A 13300-nucleotide genomic window follows, 5' to 3' on the forward strand; every position below is an offset into this window, starting at 1 on the left:
CCGTGAATAGTGGGTCTATGGCCGAGGTGACGTGAAAAAGCCACCCTCGTCCCCGTTCCTGAGAGAAGGTGGACATTCTATGTTGCGCCGCAAGGGCGCGAATCGCGTGAAACTCTAAGGCCGTGACAATGCGTTTTTCTCGGCGGTATTCCCGGATTTGTGTTCTGGCGCTTGCCGGCTTGACGAGCCTGTCGAGCGGAACGGTCTTCGCACAGACGCGCGTCGCACCGCCGACCGCGGTCGAATCCGCGCCTCTCGCGCCGCCGCCCGGCGCCAGCCCTGTCCAGATGCCGTCGGTTCCGGCGCAGACGCCGCCCGTCCCCGTGCCCGATTCCCAGCCGGGGCCGCAGCCGGCTCAGCCCGCTCCGCCGCCGCCGAATCCGGTTGTGCCGCAGCCGATGCAGCCGGCTCCGACGCTTCCGGGCCCGGCCGAGCCGCAGCCCGTGCAGCCGCCGCCGACCCTGCCGCCACCGGGGCAGCCCTTGCCGGCGCCGCCCGTACAGCAACAGACCGGCGTGCCCGATCCCAATGCGACGCTCGCCGGCAAGCGCGGCGATTCAAGCGATATCGAGGAGGTCATGCTGGCCGCGAAGCCGGTGCTCCTGTTGCCGGGGCAGGCCAGCTGGGACCAGGGCTTTCAGAGGTTGTCGGAGAGCTTCAACGCCTTGCGTGCAGAGGCGCAGAAGGCGGGCCTGCCGGTCGCCGGCCGGCCGTTGTCGCTCTTCGTCGAGACGACCGATGACGGCTTTCGTTTCGAGGCGATGCTGCCCGTTGCGCTGCCGGCCGGGAGCCCGCCTCCTGCATTGGGGCCTGGGGTGAAGCTGAGCGCTTCACCGGCCGGAAGGGCGCTGCGCTTCCAGCATGTCGCGCCCTATGACGACATCGATTCCACCTACGAGACGATCACGGCTTATCTCGAGGCCAAGAGCATCGCTGTGAAGGACGCGTTCCTCGAAGAATATGTCAGCGACCTCAAGGACCCCGGCGATCCGAACCTCGAGATCAACGTCTACGTCCAGCCGAAGTAGTTCTCGTTGTCATTCCGGGGCGATCCGTAGGATCGAACCCGGAACCCACGACCGGGCGAGACTTTACTCGGTTTGATTTCTTGAGGTCGCACCCAGTCGTGGGGTCCGGGTTCGGCGCGATGCGCCGCCCCGGAATGACAAGGAGCGTCACGCACTCCAGCTCAACCCCGGCCGCATCGGCCTGAAGCGCTCTTCCGGCAGGCCGGCTTCTGCGAGAGCGGCCTTCAGCGCCTCGGGCGGGCGCTCGACGCCTTCGTCGGTGAGCTGGAACGTGCCCCAGTGGTGACCGATCGCCTGCTTCGCCCGTAGCGCCAGCATGACCTTCACGGCTTCGTCGGGGTTCATGTGGTTGTCGGACATGAACCAGCGCGGCTCATAGGCGCCGATCGGCAGCACGGCGAGGTCGAACGGGCCGTGTTTTCCTCCGAGCTCTTCGTAGAGCGAGCCGTCATGGTAGCCGGTATCGCCGATATGGAAGATCTTCGAGGCCGGCGTCTCGAGGATGTAGGAACACCACAGCGCCATGCGCCGGTCGAAGGCGCCGCGCGCCGACCAATGGTAGCTCGGCACCAGCGTGACCGTGACCTTGTCCGAGAGCGTAAGCCGGTCGTTCCAGTCATGTGCTTCGGCGCGGGCATCGGGGATGCGGGCCCGGACGATCGAGTCGTTGCCGAGTGGCATGATCATGCGCGGCCGGTCTTTGGCATGCAGCAGCGCCAGCGTCTCGATGTCGAGATGGTCGTAATGGTTATGCGTGACCAGAACCGCGTCGATCTTCGGCAGGTCGGCGAAGGCGACGCCCGGCGCATTCACGCGCTTCGGGCCGATGAAGGAGAAGGGGCTCGCGCGGAGCGAATAGACGGGGTCGATCAGCAAGTTCAGGCCCGCGACCTGATAGAGGAAGGAGGCGTGGCCGAGATGGACAATCCGGACGCCCTCGACGCTGGCCGGGGGCTTGTCCTGCGGCGGCGCCTGATAGGCGAGGGGAAAGGCCTCGCGCTCGCGCTTGCCGGTCTGCCAGCGGAGCACATCGGCGAGGCCCTTGGTCACCGGGCGGCCGTCGCTGAAGACGAGCCCGTTGAAATGGTCGCTGACAGGCCCCTGATAATAGGGATTGCGGGAGCGGGAGATCGCGCCCCAGGCGGCGCCGGTCGAAGCCAGCAGCGCACCGAGGCCGACGAAGGAGAGAAGCTTGCGGCGGGTCATGGTGAAAAGAGGTAAGCCGCCGCGACTTTCCGTCAAGGCTCCGGCGATCTGATCGCCAAGGCGTGAAGCCAGCGTGTCGGCTGGCGGTCGTAGCCGGAGCCGGTATCCTCATCGATCGTCAGGGACTGCCAGCGAGCGCCGTTGCCGAAGGCCGCGCGCAACTCGGCTGACGAGAGATAGTTGAAATAGCGGCCGAGCCCGTCGCGCCCCTCGGCCTCACCGGCCTTGAAGCTGGCGTAGAGGGCGCCGCCCGGACGCATGGCGCGATGAATCCTGTCGATGATGCCGGGCAGGGCCGGGCGCGGCGCGTGCAGCAGGCAGGCATGCGCCCAGACGCCATCATAGGCCGCGACGTCCTCCAGGTCCTCGAAGAGCAGGACGCCGACCGGACGGCCGAGCCGCTGTTGGGCTTGCGCCGCCAGCTCCGGGGAGCCGTCCGTCGGCACGACGTCGAAGCCGCGCCGCAGCATCTCCTCGCTGTCCTGCCCGCCGCCGCAGCCGAGTTCGAGAATCCGCGCGCCGGGCCTGAGCCTAGCGACGAAGGGATCGATGCGGCTGTGCTCGGCCAGCCGGTCGCGGCCTGCATAAACGCTGGCTTCCTCGGCATAGAAGCCGAGCGTCCGGTCGTCCTTGCTCGACATGATCGGCGTCAGTTGCTGCCGGAGCGGATCGCGACCGTCGCGACACCGGCGCCGATCAGCAGCGTGCCGCCGGCCTTGTTGAACATGCCGATCGCGCGGGGATTGCTGACCACGGCCCGTGCCCGCGAGGCGATCAGCGCGTAGCCCATGGCATTGGCGAAGGCGAGCGTGATGAAGGTCGCCTCGAAGATCAGCATCTGCGTCCAGAAATCTCCCTTGGTGTCCAGGAACTGGGGCAGGAAGGCGACGAAGAAGGTGATGCTCTTCGGGTTCAGCGCCGTGACCAGCCAGGCATGGCCGAGCATCTTCCAGCCGGGAGCGGCATCCTCGCGTGGCTTGGCGTCGAGCGTGCCGCCGGCGCGGAAGAGCTTGATGCCGAGCCAGATCAGATAGGCCGCGCCGATCCATTTCAGCGTGGTGAAGACCAGGGCGGAGGTGGCGAGCAGGGCGCCGACGCCGAGCATCGAGAGCGTCATCGCGGTGAAATCGCCGAGCGCGACGCCGACGGCGATCGGGAAGGCGGTGCGCCAGCCCTGGCCGAGCGCATAGGAAATCACGAGAAGGATCGTCGGTCCGGGAATGACCAGAAGGACGGCGGTGGCGGCGGTGAAGGCGATCCAGGCTTCGAAGGTCATGATGGTGATGGCTCCGCTAAAGACCAGAGCCATCACCAGAAGCGGGTGTTTGTAAAGGGGTCAGCGCACCGGGGGCGGGTTGTTGCCGAACACCATCGCGGGGCCAGCGCCTTGTGCCGCCATCTCGCGGCGAACCTCCGGTTCGGCCGCGATGACCAGCGCCCACCAGACGCGGTAGCTGGTGCGCGGGTCCTTGGAGAGCGCGATGCCGTAGCGGGTCGCTTCCTTCATGCGCAGGTTCGCGTCATGGCCCGGCGACTTGCGCCAGCCATCGAAGGCTTCCTCGACCGAGAAATAGCCGCCGCCGAGATTCTCCGCCGCCCGCGCGCTGTCGACACCGGCGGCATGGATGCGGGCGGTGAAGTTGCCGCCGGCATCATGCGACAGGGCGTTCTTCGCGACCATGGCATCGGTCTGGCGCTGCGCCATCGCCATCAGGCGCGGATCGGGCCTGACCGGGCCGAGGCCCTGACTCGCGCGATAGGCATTGAGGATGCGCCCGGCCTGGGCCGGATCGAGCGAGACGGCCGCGACCTTATCGACCATGCGCGGGTCAAGCGGGCCTTCGCGACGCGGATCGCCGGCGCAGGCCGCGAGCAGGACGGACAGGGCCAGCAGGATCGAGGCGGGTTTCAGTGTCATGGGCCGGCACGTTTGCGAATCGGGCCGCAGCGATGCCGCCCGATCAGGGCCTTTCTGGGGCCGCGCGATTTCCGCGGTTTAGCTGCGTGCGCCGCCGATCACGCGGCAGAACGCCTTGCGCACATAGTCTTCCGGCGCGACCTGCCCGGCCTGGACGACGAAGACCGCATCGACGCGGGTGCCCTTGCCGTTCTTGCGGGCGGTGATGCGCAGCGTCTGCGGGCGCCCGGAGCCGGAGGTCTCCTGGATGGCGACGACGGCGCTCGTCGCCTTGTCGATGCGCATATCGGCGAAGCCCTCCGCCGAAACGGCGGCACCGAGATCGCTCAGCACGGCGGCTGGCTGGCGGTTGGGGATGAGGTCCCAGGTGCGGTAGCTCAGCCCGGTCACCATCGGCACGCCGTCGACCTTGAAGTTGCTGGCGCAGGGCTGGGCCAGTGCCGGGGCGAGGCTGGCGAGCACGAGGCCGGCGGCGAGAGGCAGGCTGCGAAGGGCGGAAAAGTGCATCGTCGGTCCCTTGATGATGAATCGAACCGCCCAGCAATGCTTGGAAGAGAGCTGTCGCGCAACCTGAGCGCCATTTCCAGCGCCTGCCCGCCCCCAAAACTTGACTTTCGCCACAGTCTTCCGCTTTAAGACCGCATCCGTTTCGCCGACATCGCCGAAACCACATCCGCCGACCGGGCCGCGCAAGCCGCTTTCATGAGCCCGGAGGTCAACGCCCGACAGCGCGATTGCGCCCTCGGGCGCGAAACCGCTTGGCGATGAGGCTCGGTGCTGAAGGCTCCTTGAGGCAGGCAGGTCCGCATGTTCGGCACGCTGAGCGACAGGCTCTCCGGCATCCTCTCGGGGCTGACCCGCAGGGGTTCGCTGACCGAGGAGGACGTCAACGCGGCGCTCCGCGAGGTTCGCCGCGCGCTGCTCGAGGCCGACGTCGCGCTCGAGGTTGTCCGGTCCTTCACCGACAAGGTGCGCGAGCGCGCCGTCGGCGCCGAGGTGCTGAAGTCGATCACGCCCGGCCAGCAGGTCATCAAGATCGTCAATGACGTCCTGATCGAGACGCTGGGCGGCGAGGGCGAGGGCATCAATTTCGATGCCGTGCCGCCGGTTCCGGTCCTGATGGTCGGCCTTCAGGGCTCCGGCAAGACGACGTCGACCGCGAAGATCGCCAAGCGCCTGACCGAGCGCCACAAGAAGAAGGTGCTGATGGCGTCGCTCGATACGCGACGCCCGGCCGCCATGGAACAGCTCGCCATTCTCGGCAGCCAGGTCGGCGTGCAGACGCTGCCGATCGTCGCCGGCCAGTCGGCCGTGCAGATCGCCAAGCGCGCGGTCGAGGCCGCCCGCCTCGGCGGCTACGACGTCGTGATGCTCGACACCGCCGGCCGCGTGACGCTCGACGACACGCTGATGGCCGAGGTCGCCGAGGTCAAGGCCGCGACGAATCCGCACGAAGTTCTGCTCGTCGCCGACGCGCTGACCGGTCAGGACGCCGTCAACACGGCGCGCGCCTTCGATGCCCGCGTCGGCCTGACCGGCATCGTGCTGACCCGCATGGACGGCGATTCGCGCGGCGGTGCGGCGCTCTCGATGCGTGCCGTCACCGGCAAGCCGATCAAGCTCGTCGGTATCGGCGAGAAGGTCGACGAGCTCGACGAGTTCCATCCCTCGCGCGTCGCCAACCGTATCCTCGGCATGGGCGACATCGTCTCGCTCGTCGAGAAGGCGGCGCAGACGATCGATGCCGAGCAGGCCCAGGCCACCGCACAGCGCATGGCCAAGGGGCAGTTCGATCTCTCCGACATGCGCGCGCAGCTCCAGCAGATGGAGAAGATGGGCGGCATCGGCGGTGTGATGGGCATGCTGCCCGGCATGAAGCAGGCCCAGTCGCAGCTCGCGAATGCCGGCGTCGGCGACAAGATGTTCAAGAGCATGATCGCCGCGATCGACTCGATGACGGCGGCCGAGCGCAAGAACCCCGACCTGCTCAAGAACAGCCGCAAGAAGCGCATCGCGGCCGGCTCCGGCACCACGGCCGAGCAGATCAACAAGCTGCTGAAAATGCATCGTGGCATGGCCGATGCCATGAAGATGATGGCCAAGCAGAAGGGCGGCATGCTCGGCAAGCTGGGCTCGATGTTCGGGCTCGGCGGCGGCCTGCCGGCCGGCATGCCCGATCCCTCGAAGATGGACCCGGCCCAGCTCGCGGAATTGCAGAAGCAGCTCGGCGCGGGCGGCGGCCTGCCGTCGATGCCGCCGGGCGGTTTCCCCGGCCTGCCGAAGGGCGTGACCCCGCCGGCCGGGATGATGCCGAAGCTGCCGGGCCTCGGCGGCGGCGGCTTGCCCGGCCTGGGCAACCCGTTCGGGGGCAAGAAGAAGTGATTCCCGTTCTGGAAACAGAGCGGTTGCGGCTGCGCGGCTGGACGGCCGCCGATTTCGACGTGCTCGCGCAGTTCTTCGGCAACGAGGAACTCACGCGCTATGTCGGCGGCGCCAGCAGCCGCGAGGATTCGTGGCGGCGTCTGTCCAGCATGGCCGGCCATTGGACCTTGCGCGGCCACGGCCTTTGGGCACTGGAGGCGAAGGACGACGGCCGGCTCGTCGGCTGGTGCGGCCTGCTTTCGCCGGAAGGCTGGCCCGAGCCGGAGATCGGCTGGAGCCTGTTTGCGGGCGAGCATGGTCGCGGCTTTGCGACCGAGGCCGCGCTGCGCGCCCGTGACTATGCCTATCGCGACTTGGGGTGGACCACGCTGATGAGCCTGGTGCACCCCGATAACCGACCCTCGATCCGCGTCGCCGAGCGTCTCGGCGCGCGCTTCGAGAAACCCTTCGTGATCCGTGGCACCGAGGTCGGCATCTACCGGCATCCGGCCGCCACGCCTGCGAAACACTGAACCAAAACCAAACCTGACCGGAGAAGACCCATGTCCCTCAAGATTCGCCTGACCCGCGGCGGCGCCAAGAAGCGCCCCTACTACCGCATCGTCGTTGCCGACTCGCGCTCGCCGCGCGATGGCCGCTTCATCGAGAAGATCGGCTCCTATGATCCGATGAAGGCCAAGGACGCCGCCGACCGCGTCGTGCTCGACCTCGAGAAGGTCCAGGCCTGGCTCGCCAAGGGCGCCCAGCCGACCGACCGCGTCCTGCGCTTCCTTGACGCTGCCGGCCTCGTCAAGCGCGCTGCCCGCAACAACCCGAACAAGGCTGTTCCCGGCGAGAAGGCCAAGGAGCGCGCCGAGAAGAAGGCCGAGAAGGCCGCTGCTCCGGCCGCTGAAGAAGCCGCCGAGGCGTGAGCCTGATCGTCGGCACGTCGATCTCGGGCGGGGCGCAGCCTCGGCCCGAGCGTTTTCTCAAGGAGATGTCCGGCTCAAGGCCGGGCATGGCGTGCTGACATGAGTGACCTCATCCTGCTCGGTATCGTCGGCGCGCCGCATGGCGTGCGCGGCGAGGTCAGGATCAAGACCTTCACCGGCGATCCCCTCGGGATCGCCGATTACGGCCCGCTGACCGACAGCAAGGGCCGCAGTTACGAAATCACCGATATCCGCCCGGCCAAGGAAGTGGTCGTCGCCCGCCTCGAGGGCGTGACGACGCGCGAGCAGGCCGAGGCGTTGAACGGGACCGAACTTTTCGTCGCCCGCGACAAGCTCTCCGCGGATGCGGACGAAGACGAGTTCCTGCATGCCGACCTGATCGGCTGCAGCGTGGTCGGGCCGGACGGCGCCGTGCTCGGCACCGTCACCATGGTCGAGAATTACGGGGCCGGCGACCTGCTCGATATCAAGACGCCGGACGGACGTTTCGTCTTGATGCCCTTCACCAAGGCGTTCGCGCCGCGCATCGATATCGCCGCACGCCGGATCGAGGCCGAGCCTCCATTGGGATTGTTCGAGCCCGACGATGACAAGCAATAGGCCGGCCCGCGCGCTGATCTTCGACATGGACGGCACCATCGTCGACAACATGCGCTTCCATGACGATGCCTGGGAGAGCTGGCACGTCAGCAACGCATTGCCCTTCGATCGCGGCACCTTTGCCGCACGCACAGCCGGCATGGCCGGCAACGAGATCATCGCCTCCTATTTCCCGCAGGCGACGGTGGCCGAGCTTGACGCGATGAGCGACGCCAAGGAGGCGCTCTATCGGGAAGCCTATCTGCCGCATGTTGCCGCGACTCCCGGTTTCCTGGAACTGATCGCACGGGCCGAGGCGGCGGGCGTGCCGATGGCCGTCGGGACAGCGGCCCCGCCGGCCAATATCGAGGTGGTGCTGGATACGCTCGGCTTGCGCCAGCGCTTCGCGACCATTGTCTCGCCGAGCCAGGGTTTTCGTGGCAAGCCGCATCCGGACATGTTCCTGGCAGCGGCCGAGCGGATGAAGGTCGACCCCGCCGATTGCATCGTCTTCGAGGATGCGCCGCTCGGCGTCGAGGCGGCGCGTCGCGCCGGCATGCGCGCCGTGGCGCTGCTCACCATGCTCGGTCCCGAGGGCTTTGCGGGTTATGACAACCTGATCGCTTCGGCTGGCGATTTCACGGCGCTGGACGGTTTGCCTGCGCTGCGCTTCAGTTAGTTCGTCTTCTCCAATTGCGGGTCATCCCGGACAAGCCGCGTCAGCGGCGCCGATCCGGGATCCATGCCTGAACCGTTCCGGAATGGATCCCGGGTCTGCGCTGCGCTCCGCCCAGGATGACAGGCTGGAAGCGATTGCCTCAAGTCAAGGTGGACCATGCCCTTCCGCGCCTCGATCCTGACGCTCTATCCGGAGATGTTTCCGGGGCCGCTCGGCATCTCGCTGGCGGGCGAGGGGTTGCGCAAGGGGCTGTGGTCGCTCGATACCCACCAGATCCGCGAGCACGGCATCGGCCGCCATCGCAATGTCGACGACAATCCGGCCGGCGGCGGTGCCGGCATGGTGCTGCGCTGCGACGTGCTGGCGGCGGCGATCGATGCGGCGGTGCCGGCGGATGACGATCGCCCGCGCCTGCTGATGTCGCCGCGCGGGCGGCCGCTCAAGCAGGAACAGGTCCGCGATTGGGCGGAGGGGCCCGGCCTCGTCATCGTCTGCGGGCGCTTCGAGGGCGTCGACGAGCGTGTGATCGAGGGGCGCAACCTGATCGAGGTTTCGATCGGCGATTACATCCTCTCCGGCGGCGAGATGGCGGCGCTGACGCTGCTCGATGCCTGCGTGCGATTGATCCCTGGCGTCATGGGCAAGGTCGCCTCGGGCGAGGACGAGAGCTTCGAGAACGGCTTGCTGGAATACTCGCACTATACCCGCCCGCGTGAATGGGAAGGCAGGGGGCTGCCCGAGGCGCTGCTCTCCGGCGACCACGCCCGCATCGCGAAATGGCGGAGGGCTGAGGCGGAGCGGATCACGCGGGAGCGGCGGCCGGACCTTCTTTCCCTTCTCCCCTTGGGGGAGAAGGTGTCTGCGAAGCAGACGGATGAGGGCCGTTAGCACCAGTCTTCCCTCATCCGTCAGCGCTTCGCGCTGCCACCTTCTCCCCCAAGGGGAGAAGGGTGCTAACGATACTCCGAGACCGGCAGCTTCTCTGCCAGCCAGCCACCCGGCCCAAGCATGCCGCCGCGCACGCCGGCGAGATCGCGCCAGCCGCGCCCAGCCAGCTTCTGCGCCACAGCAACCGCTTGTGCGCCCGTGCGATCGATCAGGACAATGCGCTTGCCGGGATGATCGAGACGCAAGCCCGCGATCCTGACCTCGAAGGCCGGCGCATCGACATCGAGAGGCAAGGCACCTCGCGGCAGGCCGGTATCGGCCCATTCCTGCGCATTGCGGATATCGACGAGCAGGATGCGCTTCGCCTGCGCCGCCTCATGGGCCTCGCGGGGCGACAGCGTCGCCGCCGATTGTCCGAAAACGAAAGAGGCCGGGAGCATGAAGCTCCCGGCCAGAACGATCCGGCGCGTTGCGGCGCCTTTGGTCATGATGCTCAGCGCAGCTCGGCGCAGAAGCGCTGGATGCGGCGGCAGGCCTCTTCCAGCTTCTCGTCCGAGGTGGCGTAGGAGATGCGGAAGTTGGGGCCGAGGCCGAAGGACGAGCCGTGTACGGCCGCGACCGCTTCTGTCTCCAGCAGGCCCATGACGAGGTCCTCGTCGGTCTCGATCTTCTTGCCGTTCGGCATGGTCTTGCCGATCAGGGCCGAGCAGTCCGGGTAGACGTAGAACGCACCTTCCGGCACCGGGCACTTCAGGCCGCGGGTCTGGTTCAGCATGGAGACGACGAGGTCGCGACGGCGCTCGAAGGCCTTCTTGAAGACCGGAATATGCTCCTGCGTGCCGTCGAGCGCCTCGACAGCGGCCCATTGCGAGATCGCCGAGGTGCCGGAGGTCTGCTGGCCCTGGACGAGGTCCATGGCGTTCATCAGGTGCTGCGGACCGGCGGCGTAGCCGATGCGCCAGCCGGTCATGGCATAGGATTTCGAGACGCCGTTCATGGTCAGCGTGCGCTCGTAGAGGGCGGGCTCGACCTGCGCCGGGGTGACGAAGGTGAAATCGCCATAGACGAGGTGCTCGTACATGTCGTCGGTGAGGATCCAGACATGCGGATGGCGCATCAGCACATCCGTGAGCTTCTTCATCTCGGCATGGCTGTAGGCGGCGCCGGACGGGTTCGACGGGGAGTTCAGGATCACCCACTTGGTCTTCGGGGTGATGGCCTTCTCGAGGTCTTCCGGCTGCAGCTTGAAGTCGTTCTTGAGATAGGTCTCGGCATAGGTCGGCGTGCCCCCGCAGAGCGCGACCATCTCAGGGTAGGAAACCCAGTAGGGCGAAACGCAGATGACCTCATCGCCCGGGTTCAGCGTGGCGAGCAGGGCGTTGTAGATGACGTGCTTGCCGCCGGTCGAGACGATGGTCTGGCTCGGCTTGTAGTCGAGGCCGTTCTCGCGCTTGAACTTGCGGGCGACCGCCTCGCGCAGCTGCGGGATGCCGGAGACCGGGGTGTACTTGGTCTCGCCGCGCTTGATCGCGGAGATCGCGGCTTCCTTGATATTGTCCGGCGTGTCGAAATCGGGCTCGCCGACGGAGAGCGAGATCACGTCCTTGCCCTGGGCTTTCAGGTCGCGGGCCTTCTGCGTGATCGTGATGGTCGCGGACGGCTTCACGCGCTTCAGGGCATCGGCAAGAAAGGCCATGGGACTGATCTCCGGGGAGGCGGAAGGTTGCGCGCCGGAACAAGGCGCGGGCGAGGTTTATGACTCGACGGCGATGATCGCAAGCGCAACTGATTGATGTCTGGCAGAAACGTCATGAATTCAGGGCGGTTTGCCCTTGCGCTCCGGGCATGCGAAGGCCGGTCCATGACGAACGCTGCCGGTCCGATCGCTGTTTATGTCGATGCCGACGCCTGTCCGGTGAAGGACGAGGTCTATCGCGTCGCCGGGCGCCACCGCCTGCACGTCTTCGTCGTCGCCAACAGCTTTCTCAACGTGCCGCGCGAGCCCTGGATCGAGCGCGTGACGGTGCCCGGCAATTTCGACGCGGCCGATGACTGGATCGCGGAACGGGTCTCGCGCGGTGCTATCGTGATCACGGCCGACATTCCGCTCGCCGATCGCTGCATCAAGGCCGGTGCCGACGTCATCGGGCCGACCGGCAAGCCCTTCACCGAGGCCTCGATCGGCATGGCACTGGCGACCCGCGACATGATGGAGGATCTGCGGGCGATGGGCACCGTGCAGGGCGGGCCGAAGCCGTTCTCGCTGAAGGACCGCTCGGCCTTCCTGCAGGCGCTCGATCTCGCGATCCAGCGCCTGAAGCGGGCGGGGCTCAGTGGATAGAGGCCCTCGGGTCGGTATAAGCCGTCATTGCGAGGAGCGAAGCGACGAAGCAATCCAGGGGAACTGGGTGAGACGATCAGCCTAGTCTCCCTGGATTGCTTCGCTTCGCTCGCAATGACGGGAGTGGCGGGTGTTGTCGCGCTGGTCGTTATGACTTTGGCATTGCTGGACGCATGGCGCCTTTGCCCGTAAATCTCGCCGCAAAGCAGGCCTGCCATTCAGGCGGGCGTCCGGGAGGAAGTCCATGTCGTTGACCCGCCGTTCCACGCTCGGCCTGATGGCCGGCGCCGTCTTCGCTCCGTCGATCGTCCGGGCCCAGGGCTTCCCCAGCAAGGTCGTCACGCTGGTCGTGCCCTATCCGGCGGGCGGGCCGACGGATGCCATCGCGCGCTTCGTGGCGCAGGACCTCACGGTCGCCTTCGGGCATAACGTCGTGGTCGACAACCGCGCCGGCGCCTCGGGCGCGGTCGGCACCCGCGCAGTCGCCCATGGCGCGGCCGATGGCTACACCATCGTCTTCGGCAACAACCAGACGCATGGCAACAACATGTTCCTGCTGAAGGAGCCGGGCTACGACGCGGTCAAGGATTTCGCGCCACTCGCCGGCGTCGGCGCCTTCGAGCACGCCTTCGTCGTGCGCAACGGCCTGCCGGTGAAGAACATCCAGGAGCTGATCGCGCTCGCCAAGGCCGAGCCGGGAAAGCTCAACTACGGCTCGACCGGCGTCGGCTCCGGCTCGCATCTGGCGATGGAGCTGTTCATGCAGCGGACCGGCATCAAGATGACGCACGTGCCCTTTAGGGGAGCGGCGCCGCTGGTACAGGAGATCGTCGCCGACCGCATCGACATCGCCAACTCGACGCTGCCGAGCGTGCTGGAGCAGATCAATTCCGGCACGCTGCGGGCGCTGGCCCTGGCAAGCCCCGAGCGCAATCCGCGCGCCAAGGATATCCCGACGCTGCGCGAGCAGGGGGTCAGCAATGCCGACGCCGATTCCTGGGCCGCCTTCTTCGCCCCGGCCAAGACGCCGGATGCCGTGCTCGACACGCTCTCCAAGGCGGTTCTCGCCTCGCTGAACAAGCCTGAGACGCGCGAGGCAATCCTGAAGCTCGGCTTCACGCTCAAGGTGCGCGATCCCGTGGCGTTCAAACCCTACCACACCCAGGAAATCGCGACCTGGAAGCAGATCATCGCTGATGCCGGCGTGAAGCCGGAATAACGCGAGACATTCGCTCAGCCCCCATCCTGAGGAGGCCGCGTCAGCGGCCGCCTCGAAGGATGGTCCAGTGATCTCCGCAGCTTCCTGAAGCATCCTTCGAGACGCGCTCCTATGGAGCGCTCCTCAGG

General features: G+C 67.1%; 16 protein-coding genes. 9 read left to right on the forward strand and 7 right to left on the reverse strand.

Annotated features, from left to right (window positions below; all coding sequences use genetic code 11):
- Positions 1-179 precede the first annotated feature (179 nt).
- Positions 180-1028 carry a GyrI-like domain-containing protein gene (locus AC6RIC_RS09165; RefSeq protein ID WP_499735938.1) on the forward strand — a complete coding sequence of 283 codons (849 nt, stop codon included), beginning with the start codon at positions 180-182 and terminating at the stop codon, positions 1026-1028.
- A 147-nt stretch (positions 1029-1175) separates the two neighbouring features.
- On the opposite strand, the gene AC6RIC_RS09170 is transcribed toward AC6RIC_RS09165, so the two are convergent.
- The 5 genes from AC6RIC_RS09170 to AC6RIC_RS09190 all read right to left on the reverse strand — a co-directional run bounded on the left by AC6RIC_RS09170 (position 1176) and on the right by AC6RIC_RS09190 (position 4659).
- Positions 1176-2234 (reverse strand): MBL fold metallo-hydrolase, encoded by a 1059-nt coding sequence (locus AC6RIC_RS09170; protein ID WP_499735939.1) that lies wholly within the window; start codon positions 2232-2234, stop codon positions 1176-1178.
- 32 nt (positions 2235-2266) lie between these two features.
- Positions 2267-2875 carry a class I SAM-dependent methyltransferase gene (locus AC6RIC_RS09175; RefSeq protein WP_499735940.1) on the reverse strand — a complete coding sequence of 203 codons (609 nt, stop codon included), beginning with the start codon at positions 2873-2875 and terminating at the stop codon, positions 2267-2269.
- Positions 2876-2883: 8 nt separating this feature from the next.
- Entirely contained in the window at positions 2884-3510 is a 627-nt protein-coding gene (locus tag AC6RIC_RS09180; protein WP_499735941.1) for a LysE family translocator, read from the reverse strand.
- A gap of 60 nt (positions 3511-3570) precedes the next feature.
- Entirely contained in the window at positions 3571-4152 is a 582-nt protein-coding gene (locus AC6RIC_RS09185) for a CAP domain-containing protein (RefSeq protein ID WP_499735942.1), read from the reverse strand.
- A 78-nt stretch (positions 4153-4230) separates the two neighbouring features.
- The gene (locus AC6RIC_RS09190) at positions 4231-4659 is read right to left on the reverse strand and encodes a hypothetical protein (RefSeq protein WP_454656014.1); all 429 of its coding nucleotides are present in this window, start codon (positions 4657-4659) and stop codon (positions 4231-4233) included.
- A gap of 300 nt (positions 4660-4959) precedes the next feature.
- On the opposite strand from AC6RIC_RS09190, the gene ffh reads away from it, so the two are divergent.
- From ffh to trmD, 6 genes are all read left to right on the forward strand, one after another.
- On the forward strand, positions 4960-6534 hold the full coding sequence (gene ffh, locus AC6RIC_RS09195; protein WP_454656015.1) for a signal recognition particle protein: 1575 nt from the start codon (positions 4960-4962) through the stop codon (positions 6532-6534).
- 23 nt (positions 6535-6557) lie between these two features.
- Positions 6558-7046 (forward strand): GNAT family N-acetyltransferase, encoded by a 489-nt coding sequence (locus tag AC6RIC_RS09200; protein ID WP_499735943.1) that lies wholly within the window; start codon positions 6558-6560, stop codon positions 7044-7046.
- A 30-nt stretch (positions 7047-7076) separates the two neighbouring features.
- Positions 7077-7445 carry a 30S ribosomal protein S16 gene (gene rpsP / locus AC6RIC_RS09205; protein ID WP_454656017.1) on the forward strand — a complete coding sequence of 123 codons (369 nt, stop codon included), beginning with the start codon at positions 7077-7079 and terminating at the stop codon, positions 7443-7445.
- 99 nt (positions 7446-7544) lie between these two features.
- Complete coding sequence (rimM, locus tag AC6RIC_RS09210; protein ID WP_499735944.1) at positions 7545-8066, forward strand: ribosome maturation factor RimM; 522 nt, start codon at positions 7545-7547, stop codon at positions 8064-8066.
- Complete coding sequence (locus tag AC6RIC_RS09215; RefSeq protein WP_499735945.1) at positions 8053-8724, forward strand: HAD family hydrolase; 672 nt, start codon at positions 8053-8055, stop codon at positions 8722-8724. Before rimM ends, AC6RIC_RS09215 begins: the two co-directional genes overlap by 14 nt.
- A 156-nt stretch (positions 8725-8880) precedes the next feature.
- Complete coding sequence (gene trmD, locus AC6RIC_RS09220) at positions 8881-9612, forward strand: tRNA (guanosine(37)-N1)-methyltransferase TrmD (RefSeq protein WP_499735946.1); 732 nt, start codon at positions 8881-8883, stop codon at positions 9610-9612.
- A gap of 65 nt (positions 9613-9677) precedes the next feature.
- Here trmD and AC6RIC_RS09225 read toward each other — a convergent pair whose 3' ends face one another.
- Positions 9678-10100: a rhodanese-like domain-containing protein gene (locus tag AC6RIC_RS09225; protein WP_499735947.1), complete on the reverse strand. Its 423-nt coding sequence runs from the start codon at positions 10098-10100 to the stop codon at positions 9678-9680.
- Positions 10101-10105: 5 nt separating this feature from the next.
- Positions 10106-11308, reverse strand: coding sequence for a pyridoxal phosphate-dependent aminotransferase (locus AC6RIC_RS09230; protein WP_454656022.1), 1203 nt, complete (start codon positions 11306-11308; stop codon positions 10106-10108).
- 165 nt (positions 11309-11473) lie between these two features.
- Here AC6RIC_RS09230 and AC6RIC_RS09235 point away from each other — a divergent pair, with 165 nt between their 5' ends.
- Positions 11474-11953, forward strand: coding sequence for a YaiI/YqxD family protein (locus AC6RIC_RS09235; RefSeq protein WP_499735948.1), 480 nt, complete (start codon positions 11474-11476; stop codon positions 11951-11953).
- A 244-nt stretch (positions 11954-12197) separates the two neighbouring features.
- A complete protein-coding gene (locus tag AC6RIC_RS09240; RefSeq protein ID WP_499735949.1) occupies positions 12198-13172 on the forward strand; it encodes a Bug family tripartite tricarboxylate transporter substrate binding protein in 975 nt (324 codons plus the stop codon).
- Positions 13173-13300 lie beyond the last annotated feature (128 nt).

The organism is Allobosea sp. TBD101, from assembly GCF_059817965.1.